The 18,467-nt window shown below is 72.5% G+C and carries 21 protein-coding genes; 11 read left to right on the top strand and 10 right to left on the bottom strand.

Annotated elements, in window-relative coordinates; translation table 11 throughout:
- Window positions 1–161: 161 nt before the first annotated feature.
- Window positions 162–485 (top strand): hypothetical protein, encoded by a 324-nt coding sequence (locus tag AC4IHM_RS29660; RefSeq protein WP_490870033.1) that lies wholly within the window; start codon window positions 162–164, stop codon window positions 483–485.
- A 182-nt stretch (window positions 486–667) separates the two neighbouring features.
- On the top strand, window positions 668–1,216 hold the full coding sequence (locus AC4IHM_RS29655; protein ID WP_490870032.1) for an ATP-binding protein: 549 nt from the start codon (window positions 668–670) through the stop codon (window positions 1,214–1,216).
- Between the two features lie 392 nt (window positions 1,217–1,608).
- Here the strand turns inward: AC4IHM_RS29655 and AC4IHM_RS29650 are convergent, their stop codons facing one another.
- Together AC4IHM_RS29650 and AC4IHM_RS29645 are read right to left on the bottom strand one after the other, a co-directional pair.
- Complete coding sequence (locus tag AC4IHM_RS29650; protein WP_490870031.1) at window positions 1,609–2,850, bottom strand: ROK family protein; 1,242 nt, start codon at window positions 2,848–2,850, stop codon at window positions 1,609–1,611.
- Window positions 2,847–3,536 (bottom strand): alpha-ketoglutarate-dependent dioxygenase AlkB family protein, encoded by a 690-nt coding sequence (locus AC4IHM_RS29645; protein ID WP_490870030.1) that lies wholly within the window; start codon window positions 3,534–3,536, stop codon window positions 2,847–2,849. The genes AC4IHM_RS29650 and AC4IHM_RS29645 overlap by 4 nt, the downstream gene beginning before the upstream one ends.
- A gap of 127 nt (window positions 3,537–3,663) precedes the next feature.
- On the opposite strand from AC4IHM_RS29645, the gene AC4IHM_RS29640 reads away from it, so the two are divergent.
- Window positions 3,664–4,794 carry a methyltransferase gene (locus AC4IHM_RS29640; protein WP_490870980.1) on the top strand — a complete coding sequence of 377 codons (1,131 nt, stop codon included), beginning with the start codon at window positions 3,664–3,666 and terminating at the stop codon, window positions 4,792–4,794.
- Here AC4IHM_RS29640 and AC4IHM_RS29635 read toward each other — a convergent pair.
- Window positions 4,784–5,644: a class II fructose-bisphosphate aldolase gene (locus tag AC4IHM_RS29635; protein WP_490870029.1), complete on the bottom strand. Its 861-nt coding sequence runs from the start codon at window positions 5,642–5,644 to the stop codon at window positions 4,784–4,786. The two genes, AC4IHM_RS29640 and AC4IHM_RS29635, sit on opposite strands and share 11 nt — an antisense overlap.
- 32 nt (window positions 5,645–5,676) lie before the next feature.
- Window positions 5,677–6,564, bottom strand: coding sequence for an SIS domain-containing protein (locus AC4IHM_RS29630; protein WP_490870028.1), 888 nt, complete (start codon window positions 6,562–6,564; stop codon window positions 5,677–5,679).
- Between the two features lie 150 nt (window positions 6,565–6,714).
- Here AC4IHM_RS29630 and AC4IHM_RS29625 point away from each other — a divergent pair, with 150 nt between their 5' ends.
- Window positions 6,715–7,494 carry a DeoR/GlpR family DNA-binding transcription regulator gene (locus tag AC4IHM_RS29625; RefSeq protein ID WP_490870027.1) on the top strand — a complete coding sequence of 260 codons (780 nt, stop codon included), beginning with the start codon at window positions 6,715–6,717 and terminating at the stop codon, window positions 7,492–7,494.
- A 67-nt stretch (window positions 7,495–7,561) separates the two neighbouring features.
- On the opposite strand, the gene AC4IHM_RS29620 is transcribed toward AC4IHM_RS29625, so the two are convergent.
- Both AC4IHM_RS29620 and AC4IHM_RS29615 read right to left on the bottom strand, forming a co-directional pair.
- Window positions 7,562–8,527 carry a DUF8832 domain-containing protein gene (locus AC4IHM_RS29620; RefSeq protein WP_490870026.1) on the bottom strand — a complete coding sequence of 322 codons (966 nt, stop codon included), beginning with the start codon at window positions 8,525–8,527 and terminating at the stop codon, window positions 7,562–7,564.
- 195 nt (window positions 8,528–8,722) lie between these two features.
- A complete protein-coding gene (locus AC4IHM_RS29615) occupies window positions 8,723–9,841 on the bottom strand; it encodes a serine hydrolase domain-containing protein (protein ID WP_490870025.1) in 1,119 nt (372 codons plus the stop codon).
- A 187-nt stretch (window positions 9,842–10,028) separates the two neighbouring features.
- On the opposite strand from AC4IHM_RS29615, the gene AC4IHM_RS29610 reads away from it, so the two are divergent.
- Window positions 10,029–10,733 carry a TetR/AcrR family transcriptional regulator gene (locus AC4IHM_RS29610; RefSeq protein ID WP_490870024.1) on the top strand — a complete coding sequence of 235 codons (705 nt, stop codon included), beginning with the start codon at window positions 10,029–10,031 and terminating at the stop codon, window positions 10,731–10,733.
- Between the two features lie 388 nt (window positions 10,734–11,121).
- Complete coding sequence (locus AC4IHM_RS29605) at window positions 11,122–11,832, top strand: phosphatase PAP2 family protein (RefSeq protein ID WP_490870023.1); 711 nt, start codon at window positions 11,122–11,124, stop codon at window positions 11,830–11,832.
- On the opposite strand, the gene AC4IHM_RS29600 is transcribed toward AC4IHM_RS29605, so the two are convergent.
- Together AC4IHM_RS29600 and AC4IHM_RS29595 are read right to left on the bottom strand one after the other, a co-directional pair.
- Complete coding sequence (locus AC4IHM_RS29600; protein ID WP_490870022.1) at window positions 11,805–12,257, bottom strand: phospholipase; 453 nt, start codon at window positions 12,255–12,257, stop codon at window positions 11,805–11,807. The genes AC4IHM_RS29605 and AC4IHM_RS29600 overlap by 28 nt on opposite strands.
- 159 nt (window positions 12,258–12,416) lie before the next feature.
- Complete coding sequence (locus AC4IHM_RS29595) at window positions 12,417–13,202, bottom strand: NsdA family TPR-like regulatory protein (RefSeq protein WP_490870979.1); 786 nt, start codon at window positions 13,200–13,202, stop codon at window positions 12,417–12,419.
- Window positions 13,203–13,529: 327 nt separating this feature from the next.
- On the opposite strand from AC4IHM_RS29595, the gene AC4IHM_RS29590 reads away from it, so the two are divergent.
- Window positions 13,530–13,742 carry an ATP-binding protein gene (locus tag AC4IHM_RS29590; protein WP_490870021.1) on the top strand — a complete coding sequence of 71 codons (213 nt, stop codon included), beginning with the start codon at window positions 13,530–13,532 and terminating at the stop codon, window positions 13,740–13,742.
- Window positions 13,743–13,765: 23 nt separating this feature from the next.
- Window positions 13,766–13,960, top strand: a complete 195-nt coding sequence (locus AC4IHM_RS29585) for a hypothetical protein (protein ID WP_490870020.1) — start codon at window positions 13,766–13,768, stop codon at window positions 13,958–13,960.
- A 74-nt stretch (window positions 13,961–14,034) separates the two neighbouring features.
- Here the strand turns inward: AC4IHM_RS29585 and AC4IHM_RS29580 are convergent, their stop codons facing one another.
- The gene (locus AC4IHM_RS29580) at window positions 14,035–14,598 is read right to left on the bottom strand and encodes a dihydrofolate reductase family protein (RefSeq protein ID WP_490870019.1); all 564 of its coding nucleotides are present in this window, start codon (window positions 14,596–14,598) and stop codon (window positions 14,035–14,037) included.
- Window positions 14,599–14,658: 60 nt separating this feature from the next.
- Window positions 14,659–15,648, bottom strand: a complete 990-nt coding sequence (locus AC4IHM_RS29575; protein ID WP_490870018.1) for a GlxA family transcriptional regulator — start codon at window positions 15,646–15,648, stop codon at window positions 14,659–14,661.
- A 145-nt stretch (window positions 15,649–15,793) separates the two neighbouring features.
- On the opposite strand from AC4IHM_RS29575, the gene AC4IHM_RS29570 reads away from it, so the two are divergent.
- The 3 genes from AC4IHM_RS29570 to AC4IHM_RS29560 all read left to right on the top strand — a co-directional run bounded on the left by AC4IHM_RS29570 (window position 15,794) and on the right by AC4IHM_RS29560 (window position 18,420).
- Window positions 15,794–16,384 carry a cysteine hydrolase family protein gene (locus tag AC4IHM_RS29570; RefSeq protein WP_490870017.1) on the top strand — a complete coding sequence of 197 codons (591 nt, stop codon included), beginning with the start codon at window positions 15,794–15,796 and terminating at the stop codon, window positions 16,382–16,384.
- Window positions 16,385–16,590: 206 nt separating this feature from the next.
- The gene (locus tag AC4IHM_RS29565; RefSeq protein ID WP_490870016.1) at window positions 16,591–17,187 is read left to right on the top strand and encodes a Dps family protein; all 597 of its coding nucleotides are present in this window, start codon (window positions 16,591–16,593) and stop codon (window positions 17,185–17,187) included.
- A gap of 123 nt (window positions 17,188–17,310) precedes the next feature.
- Window positions 17,311–18,420, top strand: coding sequence for an ABC-2 transporter permease (locus AC4IHM_RS29560; RefSeq protein WP_490870978.1), 1,110 nt, complete (start codon window positions 17,311–17,313; stop codon window positions 18,418–18,420).
- Window positions 18,421–18,467 lie beyond the last annotated feature (47 nt).

Raw genomic sequence — 18,467 nt, 5'->3', positions numbered from 1 at the left:
CGGTGCGCACTGGTGCTCGCCGCGCGGTGCGGGCAGACTGCCAGCGGGCGGGAGCGGGGGTTCCCGTCCGCTGGCGCACACTGGAGCACGACACGAGCCGGTAGCGGGTGCCGCACCACGGCGCACGGTCCGGCAACCGACGCGCACGAGGGGGCGACGGCATGGCCGAGCCGGAGTTCAGGGCCACGGGGGTGCGGATCGGCAAGCGACTGCGCTCGCTCACCCGGGCCGGGACGGTCCGGATCCGCGGCGGCAGGGTCGAGTTGCTCACCAGCTACGGCAGTGAGATCGACAGCGCGCCGGTACAGGCGGTGCGCGCCTCCCGGCCCTGGTTCGCCCCCGAGGACCGGGCCTTCGCCGATCTCAACGGCAAGCGTTACCTGCTGACCCTCGGCGAGCGGGACCCCGCCCCGGGCGAGCCGGGTCCGCCCGCGGCTCGCCGTTTCATCGAAGCGGTGCGCAAGGCGGCCGGACATCACGGTTGAGATGTCCGCAAGTTGCGGTGCCCCACCCCTTGCGTCACGCTGGTCTCACATCACTCTGGGTTTACCGGCGACAACGCTGCGAACCAGCCCGCCGGCCATGACAGCGGGCGGCGCGTGCCGCGTGCCTCCGCTGGATCCGAACTCCGTGTTCTTCCGGACCTCTATGTCGGGGAGTCGCAGCCGTGATCAGTCACCCGAGCAGACACTGCGCAGTGGAGCTTCAAGCCCTGCCGTCGCGGATCGGCCAGGTCCGCAGAATCGTATCTGCGCAATTGCGCTACTGGCATATGGACTCCCTGATCGACCGGGCCGCGCTCGGCGTGACGGAGTTGCTGACCAACGTCCACCTGCATGCCCGGCCCGACAAGACGTGTGTCGTGGAGATGGAGCTGCTCCTGGACCAGCTCACGGTCTCGGTGCGCGACCACGATCCGCGGCTGCCCGCCGTGGACGACGCCGAGCCGCTCGCGACCTGCGGGCGGGGGCTGGCGATGGTGGCGGAGATGAGCGAGAGCTGGGGCGCCCGGCCGGACGGCGAGTCCGGCAAGGTCGTCTGGTTCACGCTTCCCACGGCCGTCACCGCCGCGCCGGTCACCGCGCCGCCGGTCACCGCGCGCCCGCCGCGCCGCCTGGTCGAGGAGGTGCCGGTCGCCGCGTTCGCGGAGGTCGAGCACGCGGTCGACCTCGGCAGCCCCCAACCCGCTCCCGCCCGGTCGGCCGTTGCCGGCTGACCGGGCGGTGACCCTCCGCTGCCGCGGGCCCTGCGGCGTCCTTCCGGCCGCGGCCGGGTGGGCGGCGCCGGGCGGGGTCGTGTAGCGGCACGGTGGTCGTCGTCTCGCCGCACCGCCGCGTCCGTCCGGCCGAACCGCTCGTCCGGCACGGGCAGTCGGCGCCGGTACTCGCCTTCGTCGGTCTCGCCGGAGGCGCAGTGGTGCCCGGGTGCGGCGAGGGGCGCGTGCTCGGCGACGAGGGGCCGCGCGGGACCGCGGCGTCCGCGCCGCACGGTTCGGCGCGGCGCGGCAGGGTGATGCCGGTGCGGATGACCGGCGCCCGGAGCGGCCTGTCCGGCACCGGGGTGCCGGTCCGAGGACGCCGGGCGGCGAGGTCGGCGCCCGGAGCGGGCTCACCGGGCCAGCGCGCCCAGCGGGTCGTCCAGGACCGGCTGCCAGGCCAACTCGGCCGCGCCGACCAGGCTGTTGTGGTCCAGGCTGCACGGCAGGATGGGCACGCCGCCGCTCCGCCCCCACAGGCTGCGCCCGGCCACGACGGCGCGCAGTCGCTCGGGGTCGGCGTCGAGGAGTGCGCCGTGGAGCCCGCCGAGGATGATGCGGTCCGGGTTGAGGATGTTCACCAGGCCGGCGAGGCCCAGTCCCAGCCGGTCGATGAGGGTCTCGGCGGCGGCACGCACGGCCGGTTCGGCGTAGTGGTCGCGGATCAGGTCGTAGGACTGCTGGAGCAGGGAGACCTCGGGTCCCGGCTCGCGGCCGGCCGCCGTGAGGAAGGCCAGCGGATCGGCCTCCACGTCCAGACAGCCGTGGCTGCCGCAGTAGCAGGGGCGGCCCCCCGGGTTGACGGCGAGGTGGCCGACCTCCAGGGCGAGTCCCGAACTGCCCGTGTGCAGACGGCCGTCGAGGACCAGCGCGCCGCCGACCCCGCGGTGGCCGGTGGCCACGCACAGCAGGTCGCGCGCGCCGCGCCCGGCGCCGTGGCGGTGCTCGGCGAGGGCGGCCAGGTTGACGTTGTTCGCCGTGAACGCGGGTCCGCCGATCCCGGCGGCGCGCACCTGCTCGGCGAAGATCCGGCGTACGGGCGCGCCCGCAGGCCAGGCCAGGTGGAGCGGGTTCAGGGCCAGGCCCTCCGGCTCCGCGACCGCGGACGGTACGGCGAGTCCCGCGCCGACGCAGCGCCGCCCGGTCTCCCGGAGGAGTTCCTCGCCCGCCTCGACGACGGAGCCGAGCACCTTCGCCGGGTCGGCGTCGACGACCTCGCAACCGGGCGCGGTGGCGACGATCCGGCCGCCGAGGCCGACCAGGGCCGCACGGAAGCCGTCGGCGTGGATCTGGGCGGCGAGGGCGACGGGGCCGTCCTCGGCGACCGCGAGGCGGTGCGAGGGCCGCCCCTGCGAGCCGGCCGCGGCGCCGGGCCGGGCGTCGACCCGGATCAGTCCGAGTGCCTCCAGTTCGGCGGCGACCGCGCCGGCCGTGGCCCGGGTCACGCCGAGTTCGGCGGTGAGGACCGCCCGGGTGGGGGCGCGTCCGGTGTGCACCAGCTCAAGCGCGGGTCCGAGCGCGCCGCGCCCCCGGTCCAGCCGCGCCCTCGTGGTGGTCCCTTCCCCCGCCGCCCGGGGGTCAGCCTTGCCGCTCATGAGGGGGAGTCTCCCATGATCCGCGGGGACCGGCCCCGGAGCCCGCTGACCCGGAGCGTGATGTTCAGCCGCCCGGTGAGCCCCAACTCGGGTGGCGCGGTGCCCGCGTGCACCCGCGGCACCCCGTGGTACGCGAGCCGGGACGGGCCGCCGAAGACGAACAGGTCGCCGCTGCGCAGCTCGACGTTGGTGTAGGGGCGGGTCCGGGTCCCGGTGTTGCCGAAGCGGAAGACGCAGGTGTCGCCGAGGCTGAGGGAGACCACGGGCGCGGCGGAGCGCTCGTCGGCGTCGCGGTGCATGCCCATGCGGGCGTCGGCGTCGTAGAAGTTGATCAGCGCGATGTCGTACGGGGTGCCGGGCACCGCGCCGGCGCCGAGCGTGCCGTTCACCCCCTGGCGGGCCAGGTCGCCGAGCCATGCCGGGAAGGGTTTCACCGGGGAACCGTCGCCGTCGACGACGGTGTCGGCGTAGGCGTACGGATACCAGTGCCGGCCGAGGCAGACCTGCCGGGCGGTCATGGTGCCGCCGCCGGGGACGCGGACCGTGCGCAGTCCGGCCGGCGGGCGGGCCCACTCGCGGCAGGCGTGCAGCAGCTCGCGCTGCCGGCCGGGCTCCAGCCAGTCCGGCACGTGGACGGCGCCGGGCGCGGTCTCGGTACGGGTCCTGGGGAACAGCTCGGCGTCCATGCTCCCCATACTGCCCCGCGTCCCGGCACCACCCGTGTCCCGCGCGCTTCCCCTCTCGCCGCTGGCGACGGGGGCTGAGCTGCGGCTCGGTTAGCCTGGGCTCACGATGAACGACCGCAGCGACCGTATGACGACGCCATGGGGCGAGCATGTGCTGGCCCGCTTCCCCGAGGACCCGCGCGACCGGCTCCGTGCCTGGGACGCCGCCGACGAGTATCTGCTGGGGCATCTCGCGCAGCGGGAGGTTCCGCTGTCCGGCACGGTCGTGGTGGTCGGTGACCGCTGGGGGGCGCTGGTGACGGCGCTGGCGGCGCACCGGCCGGTGCAGATCACCGACTCCCACCTCGCCCGGGAGGCGACGCGCGCCAACCTGGCGCGGGCGGGCGTCGAACCCGGCTCCGTTCGGCTGCTCACCACGCAGGACCCGCCGCCGGACCGTGCCGACGTACTGCTGGTGCGGGTGCCGAAGAGCCTGGCGCTGCTGGAGGACCAGTTGCTCAGGCTGGCGCCCGCGCTGCACGAGGGCACGGTGGTGGTCGGCACCGGGATGGTGAAGGAGATCCACACCTCCACGCTCAGGCTGTTCGAGCGGATCGTGGGCCCCACCCGTACCTCACTGGCCGAGAAGAAGGCCCGGCTCGTCTTCGCCGGCCCCGACCTCGCGCTGAAGCGGCCCGCCAACCCCTGGCCGCTCGGCTATCCGCTCCCCGGCGACATCGGGCCGCTGTCCGGCCGGACCGTCGTCAACCACGCCGGTGTCTTCTGCGCCGACCGGCTCGACATCGGCACCCGCTTCTTCCTGCGGCACCTGCCGGACGCCGGGGGACGGCGAGTGGTGGACCTGGGCTGCGGCAACGGTGTGGTCGGTACGGCGGTGGCGCTGGCCCACCCGGACGCCGAGGTGCTGTTCACCGACGAGTCGTTCCAGGCCGTGGCCTCCGCGGAGGCGACGTACAAGGCGAACGTGGCGGCGGGGCACGCGGAGTTCCGGGTCGGCGACGGGCTGGCCGGGGTGCCGGACGGCAGCGTCGATCTGGTGCTCAACAACCCGCCCTTCCACTCCCATCAGGCGACGACCGACGCCACGGCGTGGCGGATGTTCACCGGGGCGCGGCGCGCGCTGCGCCCCGGCGGCGAGCTGTGGGTGGTCGGCAACCGGCACCTGGGCCATCACGTCAAGCTGCGGCGCCTGTTCGGCAACAGCCGACTGGTGGCGGGCGACCGGAAGTTCGTGGTGCTGAAGGCGGTCAGGACGTAGTTCCGGCGACGACCCGGATGATCGCCCCCACCGTCCGGACCATGGCCTGCCTTCCCGCGGTGAGATAGCCGCGCGAGTCGACCGCCTCGGGGTGGGCCGCGAGGTGCTCCCTGATCGCGCCGGTCATCGCGATGTTGAGCGCGGTGCCGACGTTGACCTTGGAGATGCCGCCCGCGACGGCCGCGGCGAGTTCGCCGTCCGGGACCCCGGAGGAGCCGTGCAGCACCAGCGGCACGTCCAGCGCGCCCGACAACTCCTTGAGCAGGCCGTGGTCGAGGGCCGCGGTGCGGGTGGTCATGGCGTGGGAGCTGCCGACGGCGACGGCCAGGGCGTCCACCCCGGAGTCGGCGACGAAGGCACGTGCCTCGGCGGGGTCGGTACGGGCTCCGGGGGCGTGCGCGTCGAGCGGCGGTGCGCCGTTCTTGCCGCCGACCTCGCCCAACTCGGCCTCGATCCACAGCCCTTGGGCGTGCGCCCAGTCGGCGGCGGCCCGGGTCGCCGCGAGGTTCTCCGCGTACGGCAGCCGGGCGGCGTCGTACATCACGGAGCTGAATCCGGCGTCCGGGGCCCGGCGCAGCAGGCTGTCGCTCTGCACGTGGTCGAGGTGCAGGGCGACGGGCACGGCGGCGCCCTCGGCGGCGGCGACGGCCGCGCGGGCCAGGGGCAGCAGGCGGCCGTGACGGTACTTCACGGCGTTCTCGCTGACCTGGAGGACGACGGGCGTGCGTACGGACTCGGCGCCGGCGACGACGGCCTCGATGTGCTCCAGGGTGATGATGTTGAAGGCGGCGACGGCGGAGCGCGCGGCGGCGGCGCGGCCGACCAGGTCACCGGTGGCGGCGAGGGGCACTCTCTCTCCTTCCCGGGCGTCGAGAGCGGGCGTCAGGGGGCGAGGATCACCGAGCGGGTGAGGTGCCGGGGGCGGTCGGGGTCGAGGCCGCGGGCGGCGGCGACCGCGACCGCGAGCCGCTGCGCGCGGACCAGTTCGGCGAGCGGGTCGAGCCCTCCCGGCACCCACAACGCGCCTGTGTCGCGGACCTGTTGGGCCAGTCCTTCGGGCGCTTCGCCGAACATCCAGGTCGCGGTGCCGGCCGTGCTGACGCTGATGGGGCCGTGCCGGTACTCCATCGCCGGGTAGGCCTCGGTCCAGGACAGGGAGGCCTCGCGCATCTTCAGGCCCGCCTCGTTGGCCAGTCCCACGGTCCAGCCCCGGCCGAGGAAGGTGAACTGGGTGCAGCCGACGAGCCCTTCGGGCAGCTCGGACGCGAGGGCGGCGCGGGCGTCGGCGACGACCGCGTCGGTGTGCAGGCCCAGGTGGGCGCGGAGCAGTGTGAGGGCGGTGGTCGCGAACCGGGTCTGCACGACCGAGCGTTCGTCCGCGAAGTCGAGTACGACCACGTCGTCGGCGGCGGTCATGACGGGCGTGTTCGGGTCGGCGGTGACGGCCACCGTGCGGGTGCCGGTGCGGCCCTTCAACTCCGCGAGCAGCTCCAGTACTTCGGTGGTGGTCCCGGAGCGGGTGAGGGCGACGACACGGTCGTAGGCGCGATGCCCCGGGAACTCGGAGGCGGCGAACGCGTCCGTCTCGCCCTGCCCCGCCGCCTCGCGCAGCGCCGCCGCCGACTGGGCCATGAAGTACGAGGTGCCGCAGCCCACGATCGCCACCCGCTCCCCCGCCGCCGGGAGCGCCGCCGGGTGCCGGGCCGCCTCCTCGGCGGCGCGTGTCCAGCACTCGGGCTGGCTGTTCAGCTCGTCCTCGACATACGTCATGCCGCACACTCCCCGATCACCGGCCCGTGATCACCGGGCGCCGGTCTGATTGTTCTTGCAAGATATAGCGAGCTTTCGATCACAATCAAGCAGTCCGGGGAAGTGAGTGGTGCGCTAGGGTCGCCGGGAGATCGAGGAACGGAGGCGCGGATGTCGCGCGACGCCCGCTGGAAGGCGCTGCTGGAACTGCTCGTCGAGCGCGGCCGGCTGGACGTTGACGAGGCGGCGGCCGAGCTTGAGGTCTCGGCCGCTACGATCCGCCGTGACTTCGACCGGCTCGCCGAGCAGCAGATGCTCGTGCGCACGCGGGGCGGCGCGGTCGTGCACGGGGTGTCGTACGAGCTTCCGCTGCGCTACAAGACGGCCCGCCGCGCCTCGGAGAAGCAGCGCGTCGCACAGGCGGTCGCCGCCCTGGTGGCGCCCGGCGAGGCGGTGGGGCTGACCGGCGGCACGACCACCACCGAGGTGGCGCGCGCCCTGGCCGTGCGCGCCGACCTGGCCTCCGGGACGCCCGCGCTGACCGTGGTCACCAACGCGCTCAACATCGCCAACGAGCTGGCCGTGCGGCCGCAGTTCAAGATCGTGGTGACCGGCGGGGTGGCCAGGGCGCAGTCGTACGAGTTGATCGGGCCGCTCGCGGACGGGGTGCTGGGGCAGGTGACGCTCGACGTGGCGGTGCTGGGCGTCGTCGCCTTCGACGTGGCGCACGGCGCCGCCGCGCACGACGAGGCGGAGGCCGCGATCAACCGGCTGCTGTGCGAGCGCGCCGAGCGCGTGGTCGTGGCCGCCGACTCCAGCAAGCTGGGCCGGCGGGCGTTCGCCCGGATCTGCGCGGCCGAGTCGGTGAACACACTGGTCACGGACGGCGCGGCCGACCCGGACCTGGTGCGGCAGTTCGAGGAGGCCGGGGTCAGGGTCGTCACGGCCTAGGTGTGCCGTCCCTCCCGACAGGCCGGTGACGCGGCCGGCCGGTGTGTGGCCGTCGGCGCCGTGGCCGTCAGTGTCCGTGGTCGTCGGTGTGTTCCGTCGTGGGCACCTGTGCGTCGGGCTCGGCGGGCGCCTTTCCGGACCGTACGGTGAACGCCGCGGTGTGCACCTCGCCCCGGTGCCGGAAATCCAGGAAGAGGCGGTAGGTGCCCTCGCTGGGCGCGGTGGCCGTGAAGGAGATCTCCGGGCCGGGCTTCGTGGTGCCGTCGCCGGGCTCGCCGTTCGGGTGCACATGGAGGTAGGCGAGGTCGCCGGAGCGCAGGGCGACCAGATGGCCGTAGGCGCCCAGGTAGGGCTGGAGGTCGTTGACGGGTGCGCCGTCCCTGGACACCTTCAGCTTCAGCTCGCTCGCCCTGCCGGGGCGCAGGGATCCGGCGAGTTCGACCTGGTAGCCGCCGGTCCGCGCGGTGCTGTTGGGCGCGGGCAGGCGGGCCGGTTCGTAGCGGCCGGAGGCGGCGAGGTCGGCGCCGAGGGTGAGGTTCTCCACGCCCTTCCTCGCCGGGGTGAAGTCCGCGAAGACGCGGTAGCCGCCCGCGCGGGGCAGGTCGACGGGGGTGCTCCAGGTGCCGTCGGCGGCCCGGGTGGGGTGCAGGTGCCGGAAGGTGACCAGATCGCGTGAGGCCAGGATGAGGTGGAGTTCCCTGTCGTGCTCGCGCTGGTACGCCGTGACGGCCTCGCCGTCGCCGTCCCGGAGCGTGAAGCGCAGTTCGGTGCGCTGACCTGCGGTGACGCGGGGGGTGGCGAGGTCGAGGGTGTAGCCGTTCTCGGAGATCTGCAGTCCGCCGGGCGGGGTGCTCTCGTGGCCCTCGTGCCCGCCGTCCTCCTCGGCCTGCGGTGAGGGCTCGCCGTGCTCGTCGTGGGGTGCGGGGGCGCTCTCGGAGGCGGCCGGGTCCACTGCCCTGCCGACGCCGTACGCGGCCCCGAAGGTCGCGGCGAGCGCGGCGGTGAACGCGGTGATCCTCAGTCCGGTGTGCATGACGCCCGTCCCCTCGTAATCCGGGTCTCCGGCCACGCGGAGACCTCTTCCTCCACCTCACCATACCCCTGGGGGGTAGTCAGTCAAGCAACGGCGAGCCTCGCTTCAGTACCCCATGGGGGTATGGATGAATTCGACGGGCAAATACCCCGGCCCCGTATCCTCGTCCGATATCCGGGAGCCGCCCCGGCCCGGTCAGCCGTACATCGCCATGCGGTAGAGAGTCGCAAGCGCGTCGTCGATGGGATGGGGCTGCGGCCTGCCGGAGGAGTCGAGCCTGTTCCACCTCTGCAGGTTCACCGCGACCGCCATCTGCCGCTTGCCGTCGGCACGGGTCATGGCCAGCGCTCCACCGCCCCAGACCGTGCCGCCATGGCCCCAGAAGGTGCCCTGCAAGGGACCCTCCATCGGGTGCAGGCCGAGGCCGTAGTCGATCGTTTTTCCCTCCTGCGAGACGACCGGGACGGTGCTTTGCATCTGCGCCAGCGACGACGGACCGACGATCTCCCCGGCCAGCAGCATGCCGTAGAAACGGTTGAGGTCCGCGACGGTCGATATCAGCGAGGCCGCCGGCCCCACCCATGACATGTCGTAGACGCTGTAGTCGCGCGGCGGGTCGATCATGCCGAACCACGCCTCGTAGAGCTGCGAGTGCGGCCCGCCCACGTACGGTCCGGCGGGGAATTCGGTGTCCCGGAGACGGGCGCGCTCGATGACGTTCCGGGTGATGTACCGCTCGGCCGTAGTGCCGGTCACCTGTTCCAGGAGTTCGCCGAGGAGCAGGTAGTTGGTGTTGGAGTACACCCCCGGCGTGCCGCCCGGGGCGCCGACGGCAGGTGCGGTGACCCCCATCTCGATCAGTTCAGTGGGGTTGAACCGCGTGAACCGGTGGTCGTCCAGGCTCTGGGGTCCGGTGTCCGCGAGGGCGGGGAACGCTTTGAGGGAGGGGTAGGCGTACGGGAGATACTCGGCGAGGCCGCTGGTGTGGTTGATCAGCATCCGGACCGTGATGGCGTCACCGCGTTCTCCAGGAACCAGCTTCGGAAGGTACCGGCCGATCGGTGCGTCGAGAGCGATCCGACCGCTCTCGACCTGTTGCAGGACCGCTGCGGCGGTGAAGGTCTTGGTGATGCTGCCGACGCGGTGCCGCATGTCGGTGGTGACGGGGCGGCCGGTGGCGACATCGGCGACCCCGGCGGCGCCGCGCCAGATCTGGTCGCCGCTGCGCACCTCGGCGAACAGGCCCGGCATCCCGGCGCGGTGGACGTTTTCGATGGCGGCGTTCAGCGCCGCGGAATCCAGTGGGTTCTTCACGTCATGCGTCCTTTCGTATTCCCCGGGGCGGGCTTCGCATCGGTCGCCCGGCCCGGACCACAGGGCACGAGTGGCACGCCGGCCCGCCTCCTGCCGGGTGGCCCGGCATTCTCATGTCCTCATTATGCACGCGGTGCGTGCAACGCCAAGTGCATAGGTTAGGCTGAGATCCGGCGAGAGGAGCAGGATGGCAAGCCGAAGGCGCTGGTCGACCGAGGAGATCCTGGATGTGGCGGCGGAGCTGCTGCGCACGAGCGACGCCGAGTCGTTCAGCGTGCGCAGGCTGGCCGCGGCCCTCGGGACCGATTCCTCCAGCCTCTACCGACACTTCCGCAGCAAGACCGAACTGCTGCGCGCGGTCGCCGACCGGATTCTTCTAGCGGCCATGGACGGCCACCGCCCCGAGGGCGACTGGAAGCAGCGCATCACGGCCCTGGCCCTGCGCCTGAGAGAGGCGTTCGGACAGCAGCCCCAGCTCGCCGCGGTCTGGGGACGCTACGCGTCAAGCGGCACCGGTTCCCGACTGGTCATGGAGGAGGCGCTACAGGCGCTGCGCGCGTCGGGACTGCCCGACGAGGAGATCCCGGCGCGCTACCACCGGATCGCGGTCCTCGTCGCCGCGTTGATCGCCTCCGAGGCAGGGGTCAGCACCGCCACCCCCGAAGAGCACGAACAGGGCATGGAGCTGTTCCGCGTCGCGGTACTCGGCGCCGACCCGGAACACTTCCCGGCCCTGGCCCACTTCGCCCGCGACATCAGCCCCCTCGGGGTGGACCGCCGTGCCGCGTTCGAAGAGATCCTCGCCGCCCAACTCGCCCAAATCGAAGCCGCGATCCGCTCGGGGGTGCCGGTAAACGAACGAATGACGACAGGTACGGCGGGCGTCCAATGAACCCGGACATCCTGCGGCCCGACGGCGGCGCGGATCCCATCGGATCCAATGGAGGCTGACGACAGGGTTTGCTGACAGCTGGGGTCGGATGCGACCACCACAACGGTGAGCGGCATGGCCGACCTGGTCTACAAGCGGGTGTCGACCGACCAGCAGTCAACCGACCGTCCCACGCGTCGCGCGGCGCGTGGGGACGGGCGCCGGTACAGGAGGGTGCCGCCCGTACCGGGACTCCTTCCCCGCCGACGCATCCGTCACCTGTCGCCGGTCCCCCGGACGGCCCCCGGCGACGCGCCGTATCCCCCGGGACGGACCAGGCTGGTACGTCGGCGGGCCCACGGCGCTCCCGGGTGTCGCCGGGCCCCATCTCCCCGCGGAGCAGGAGCCCATGACCGAACCGACCAACGCCGACCAGGACAGCGGCGGCCCGGAGCGGGCGCGCGGGCGGGCCGGTGACTCCGTGCTCGGTGATCTGCGTGCCGTGGACGGCGCGCTGTACGCGGCGGTGGCCGCCACGTCCACGCCCACGCTCGACCGGGCGCTGCGCCGGCTGTCCCACGCCGCCGACCACTCGAAGGTGTCGCTGGGGATCGCCGCCGTGCTCGCCCTGAGCGGTGCGCGGGCGCGGCAGGCGGCCCTCGTCGGTGTGGGGGCGGTCGTGGTGGCGTCGGTCGCGACGAATCTGCTGGGCAAGCGGCTGGTGCACAGGGCGCGGCCGGACCGGGAGGCGGCGCGGGTGACAGTGGGCCGGTATGTGCCCATGCCCGCGTCGGCGTCGTTCCCGTCGGGGCACACCGCCTCGGCGGTCGCGTTCGCCACGGCCGTCGGCGGCGTCCTGCCCGCCGCCGCCGTCCCGCTCGGCGTGCTGGCGGGCGCCGTCGGGTACGCGCGGGTCCACACCGGGGTGCACTACCCCGGTGATGTCGCCGCGGGAGCGGTCCTGGGCATCGGCTGTGCCGCTGCCGCGCTGGCGGTGGCGGCGGCCGCTCCGGTGCCGGGCGTGCGGTCGGTCTACTCGGCGGGGCCCGCGTCCCGTTCCGCGCGCGGGTGGCGGGGCGCGGCGCCGACCCGTCAGCCGAAGGCCTTCACGGCCTGGTAGTACGTCCACGCCGTGCTGTCGCAAGTGACCTTGGTGGCACCGCCGTAGCCGTTGCAGACTCGCTTGAGATCCTCGTAGAAGGCGCTGTCGAGACGGGGCTTGTTGGCGCTGAAGGAGCCCGCGGCCTTGTAGTTGCGGTAGCCGAAGTCGTGCCGTGCGCAGGAGGTGCTGAAGGGGAAGCCGAACGGGTTGTCCGGCGAGGAGGAGCAGTAGTCGGTGGTCCAGTCGAACCCGTAGGCGGTCCAGGCGGACTGCTTCGCCCGAGCGGCGGCCCAGGTGTTGTAACTCGCCGCGCTGGTCTGGGTCCAGCTCGCGAGGACCTGCGACTTGTCGGCGGGAGCGGCGTCGGCGATCGTGGCGGTGGCGACGACGGTGGTCACAGCCAGGGCCGCGGCGGTGAGGCCGGTGGCGAATCTGCGGTGCATCCCACACCTCCATGAGGTTGCGGCCCGCCCCTCGGACCGCAGGTTCATGTCAAGATGATGCGCATTTCGACCATGGCCTCACACCTCCGTCACCCTAACGAGCTGTTAACTCTTCGGCCACGGAGGCGATCGACACGTGAACACCGGCCGCGCCGGCGCCTACTTCAGCGGCAGCTCGGCCAGCATGACGGCGTACACCGGGGAGTCAGGGAAGGGCTGACGCTCTCCGACCTTCCGGAAGCCCCGGGACTCGTACAGTGCTTGGACCCGGGGATGTGTCACGGCATACCCCAGGGAACGCAGGGCGGCCTGGCGGTCACCGAGGGTCGAGTGACCGACGGCCGTACGCGCGTGGGCCAGCGAGGAGTAAAGCGGGTTCCGCCGGGCGATCGTCGTCCCCTGGGCCGCATAGGAGGCATCAACGGCTTCGACGTACTCGTCCCGGTGGTGGGCGAGCATGGCGTAGGAGTTCCAGACCCGCATCTCCGCGACAGGATCCTTGGCCATTCCGGCCAAGTACAGGGCGCGTTGCAGGAGTTGGGAGGCCCGTTCCACCTGCCGGGCGTCGATCGCGCTCCAGGCAGCCGTGGCGGTGTAGTCGGCGGCGACGGAGAAGAGCCGGAGGCGGATGCGCTGGGTGGCCCCGAGCTTCTGCTTCGCCAGGGCCTCGGAGGCTCCGGCCAACGCCCTTCGCTCCAGTCCCTCGTGGCCCCCTCTGCTGCGGTCCAGTTCCACCAACGCGTCCAGCCCGCTGCGGAGCCGGAGGACATCGGAGGTGCCCACACGAGGCGGCGCTCCCATCGTGGGGGCTGCCACGGCGGCCGTCGTGCCGGTGGCGGCTGTGAGGAGGTTCCGGCGCCTCACGGGGTCCTCCGCAGGGGTCGAGGTGTGCGTCTTCGCGCCGGTGGGCTGAAGCCCAGCTCTCCTGTCTTTCCGGTCAGCCAGTTGCGGACGGTGCGGTCGCCGACCGTCCCCTCATGCCCGGCGGAGATCAGGCGATCGTTCACCTTGTCGGCCAACTCGACCTAGGTGAGGCCAATTTGTCGCATGGCGCTGTTCAGGCTCCCGTTCTCGCGCATATACCCATGGTAGTCACTGAGTTCCCGTCAGTAGCAGGGACGGCAGAGAGATTTCCGGTCGAGGCGGATGAGCACGGCGCGGATTTTTCCTGCCCCAGCACGCTCGTGAGCCGTTCACTCGGGTGAGACCAGACCGCAACCGCACCTACGAGGTCCTGATGACTGTGACGGCAACTGCCTCTCGTCGATCCGCGTGATCGTCTCGCGGCCCGCCGCGGGCCTGATCCGCCTCGGGGTGATCGACCGGTCGAGGACCGTCCCGATGATGCGGACCGACTCCACCGGCGACGGGATCCGGGGCCGTGGCCTCGTCCTGGTCGACTCCCTGACCGAGCGCTGGGGCACGGACCTCTACCGCTGGGGCAAGCAGGTCTGGGGCGAGCTGGACTGCGAGCCGGCGCCATGACCGAGGGGCGGAGCGGAGCGTGGGTGGGAGACCAGGTGTGGGACGAGGAGGCGGGCAGGGAGGGCATCGTCTCCGACGTGAGACGGGATGGTACGTACATCCTGCGGGAGGTCCGCGCATGGGCCCTCACCTGGACGGCCACGAACCCCGACAGGCTGACCGTCACCGTGCCGCGCGAAGAGCGGGTCGAGCGGGACAAGAGGGAACGCGAGGCATAGCCGTGGGCGGCGGCGCGCTCCCGTGGCTGAGCGACCTCGCGGACGGACCGGACCAGGGTGTCCGGGACGGGAGGCTAACGGGCCACGCGGTGGCGGAGGTAGGCGACCTTCGACGCGAAGGTGCGGGTCTCGATCAGGTCGAGGTTCACCCGGCGTCCGTCGCGGGGGAAGAACGGGGTGCCGCCGCCGACCAGGACCGGGTAGACCATCGTCCGGTACTCGTCGATGAGATCCAGCGCGGCGGCCTCGGCCGCGAGCGTCGCGCCGCCGATCGCGATCTCGCCGTCCGCCGGTTCGGCCCGCAGCCGGGCGATCTCCTCCGCCAGGCCGCCGGAGGCGAGCCGGGCGGCCCGGCCCCGCACCTGCGACAGGGTGCGGGAGAACACCACCTTCGGCAGCGGGTTCCACAGCGCGGTCCACTCGCGCTCGGCGTCGTCGAGCGCGGAGTCCTCGGCGGTCTCCCAGTACAGCATCGTCTCGTACAGCCGCCGCCCCAGCAGATGGACGTCGGCCTTCCGGATGTCGTCGATCCAGAAGCGGAAGACCTCCTCGTCGGGTGTCGTCCAGTCGAACCCGCCGTCCGGCCCGACGATGTACCCGTCGAGCGAGACGCTCATCGAATAGGTCACGCTGCGCATCGAACGTCCTCCTCGGTGCCGTGCCGGGTCCGACCGTACGGCCACCGGGCGCCCCGGAACTCATCGCGACGCGCGGAACCGGAGCCGGTACTCCGTCGGGGTCGTGTCGAGTCGGCGGCGGAACGCCCTGACCAGGGTGTCGACGGTGCCGAAACCGCAGGTGGAGGCGACGCGTTCCAGGGTGGCGTCGGTCGACTCCAGCTGGTGGCGGGCCGCCTCGACGCGGACCGCCTCGATGTAGGCGTACGGGGTCGTGCCCAGTTCGGTCTTGAAGATGCGGGTGAGCTGGCGGTCGCTGACGCGGGCGACCTCCGCGAGGTCCGCGACGGTGAGCCGGGCGCCGAGGTTGCGCCTGATGTGGTGGCGGAGGACCTCGACGCGCCGGGTCGTGGCGACCTGCTCCAGCGGCACGCTGAACTGGCTCTGTCCGCTCGGCCGTTTCAGGTACATCACCAGTTGCCGGGCCACCCGCAGCGCCACCGCCTCCCCGAGGTCGTCGGCGACGAGCGCGAGCGCGAGGTCGAGGCAGGAGCTGATCCCCGCGCCGGTCCACACATCGCCCTCGCGGATGAAGATCGGGTCGGCGTCCACCTCGACCGCCGGGTGCTCGTCGGCGAGTTGCCGCGCGGTCGACCAGTGGGTGGTGGCGCGCTTGCCGTCCAGCAGCCCGGCGGCGGCCAGGACATGCGCTCCCACACACACGGATGTCACCCGCCGGGCCCGCTCGGCGAGTTCGCCCACCCGCTTCACCACGGCGGGGTCGACGAGCGCCCTGACCCGGCGCCGGTCGTCGACCTCGACCGCGCCGGGCACGAGCAGGGTGTCGATGCGGCGCCCCGACAGGTCGTCGAACGTGGCCCCGGGCAGGATTCTGACCCCGGCCGCGGTCGTGACCGGGGCGCTGGACTCGGCGGCGAGAACCACCTCGTACCCCGCCGCCTCCTCCGTCTCGCGCCGCGCGAGGGCGAACACCTCCGGCGGCCCGGTGACGTCGAGCAGGTCGACGCCGTCGAAGAGCACGACGACGATCAGCCGTCCGACGGGGTTCATGAGCCCTCCTGCGATCCCTCGTTCATGTCGGTATCTGCAGGTTAGACGACATTGCCGACGTGCCCCGACCGGCCATAGCGTCGTAGGCGCGGATCGGCCCGTCACCGCAACCCCCGACAACCCCCGACAACACCGAGGAGCCCTCATGCCCACGACCACGCTGCGTCGACTCAACGGGCTCGACGACACCCCCGCCAAGCTCGCCGACTCCACGCTGGTCCTCGTCGACTACCAGAACACCTACACCACCGGCGTGATGGAACTCGACGGCTGGCAGGCCGCGCTCGGCGCCGGTGCCCGGCTGCTGGCCCGCGCACGCCGGGAGGGCGCCGCGGTCATCCACGTCGTGCACGACGGAGGCGAGGGCAGTCCGTACGACATCCGCGCCGAGATCGGGCAGATCCATCCCGGCGTCGCCCCGGTCGGCGGCGAACCCGTCGTCACCAAGAAGGCGCCGGACTCCTTCTTCGGCACCGACCTGGGCGAGCACGTCGACGCGGCCGGCCACGACGACCTCGTCGTCATCGGCTTCATGACGCACATGTGCGTGGCCTTCACCGCCCAGGGAGCCTTCCTGCGCGGCAACCGCCCCACCGTCGTCGCCGACGCCTGCGCCACCCGCGCCCTGCCGGTCGCCGACACCGAACTGAGCGCCCGCCAGGTGCACCTCGGCGCCCTCGCCACGATCGCCGACATGTACGGCGTCGTCGTACCGTCGCAGGACTCCCTGGCCTGATCACGTCGTCGAACGTGACCGGTTCCGTCCACACCGCTGCGGAAAGCGCCTTCGCTCCCGGCTGACGACGGGCGGGGAGCGAGGGGCGGGACAACCCCCAGCGTTTGCGGGCTCGGCACAAGGCTGGTCGACTGTCGCGGGGGGAAACCGAAGCCGGCGGCACCGCCCCGGCGCACTCTGCAGTCCTCTCCGGAAGGAGCCCAGGCGTGAGTTCCCCGAAGTCGTCGTCATCCGTGGAGCACCGGTCCGACGGCAGCCAGCCCTGGCTGCACCAGAAGGGCCGGACCATTCAGGAGTTCGGCACCGTCAAGCAGTTCCCCGTGGCGCTGACCATGGACACCCGTCTCTACTCCTGCCAGCGGCTCAACAAGGTCCTGGCGGACACCCGGATCCTGCACGACCTGTACAAGAAGTACCACTGGCTCATGCGCGGGGCGACGTTCTACCAACTGCACCTGCTGCTGGACAAGCACGCGGGTGAGCAGCTGGAGCTGATCGACTCGATCGCCGAGCGCGTCCAGACGCTGGGCGGCGTCGCGGTCGGCGACCCCCGGCACGTCGCCGAGATCACCACCGTGCCGCGCCCCCCGGACGGCGTGGAGGAGGTACCGGCGATGCTCTCGCGGCTCCTGGAGGCGCACGAGCTGATCCTCGCCGACTGCCACGACGCCGCGGCCCGCACCCAGGAACTCGGGGACGACGGCAGCAACGACCTGCTGGTCTCCGATGTCGTGCGCACGAACGAACTCGAGGCGTGGTTCGTGGCGGAGCACCTGGTGGACACGCCGCTCGTGCACGTCTGATCCCGTCCACCGCGGGCTCCGCGATCGCGTCGCGGGCCGCCGTCACTCTCCGCGCACACCCGGGCGAGGGCGCTCCTGGTGCCCTTTCACCCCGGCTGTGGAAACGTCCCGGACATGGCCCACATGTCCCACGGCGCCCACGGCAGGCCTCCTGCGACGCGCGGGGAGCGGTGGTCCTCGTTCCGGCAGTCGCCGTTCTGGCCGGCCACCGTGCTGGTGCTGATCCTCGCGGCCGCGGCCGGTCTCTTCGCCGGTTCGTACACCTACTCCATGGCGGACCCGACGCCGCGCAGGATCCCCACGGCCGTGGTCGGCTCCTACCGGCACGGCGGCGGCCAGGCCTTCCTGGAAGGTCTGGAGAAGGCGCTGAACGCCTCGGTGAAGGTGCACGCCTACGAGGGACGGGCCGCGGCCCGCGAGGCGATCGAGGAGCAGAAGGTCTTCGCGATCTTCGACCTGAGTGACGACGGACGGTCCGCCGTGCTCGACCTGTCCAGCGCGTCGGGAGCCTCGGTCTCCGAAGTGCTCGCCGACACCGCGCCGGCGGTGGGCGAGAAGACCGGGGTCCGGGTCACCGTCCGGGACGTCAAGCCCTTGCAGAAGGGCGATCCGCGAGGGCTGGCGATCTTCTACATCTCCCTGGCCGCCGTGATCATCGGCTTCGTCGGGGCGATCCAGCTGAGCGTGCACGCGCGGACGCTGACCCCGTTCGAGCGCATCCTGTTCACGCTGAGCTACGCGCTGCTCGGCGGGTTCGCGATCGCCGCGACGGTGGACTGGCTGCTGGGCGCGCTCGACCTGCCGTTCGTCGAGTCGTGGCTGATCCTCGCGGTCACCCTGTTCACCTCCGGCATGGTCTTCACCATGTTCAACACCCTGGTCGGGCGCTGGGCGATGCTGCCGACCTGGGGGCTGATGGTGCTCCTCGGCAATCCCTCGTCCGGCGGCGCGGTGTCGTGGCCGCTGCTGCCGTCACCGCTCGGCGTGATCGGCCAGTGGCTGCCGCCCGGGGCCTCGGTCAACGCCCAGCACACGGCGGTGTACTTCCAGGGCCACCAGCACGCGTTCCCCTTCCTGGTGCTGGGCGGCTGGGCGCTGCTGTCCTGCGCGGTCTTCTGGATCTGGCGCAACCGCCATCCCGGCGGCCGTGACAAGAACACGGCCAAGGCGGACGGCCCGACGGAGGCCGAGAGTCCGGCGCAGGAGAAGCCGGCGAAGCCCAAGGACCCCTGACCGGCCCGCCGGGCGCGTCTGTTCCGATCGCCGTCCTGCTGCGATCA

It is taken from the genome of Streptomyces sp. SL06 (assembly GCF_058244745.1).
The sequence above is the reverse complement of the archived record's forward strand: the minus strand, read 5'-3'. Positions and strand labels throughout refer to the sequence as shown.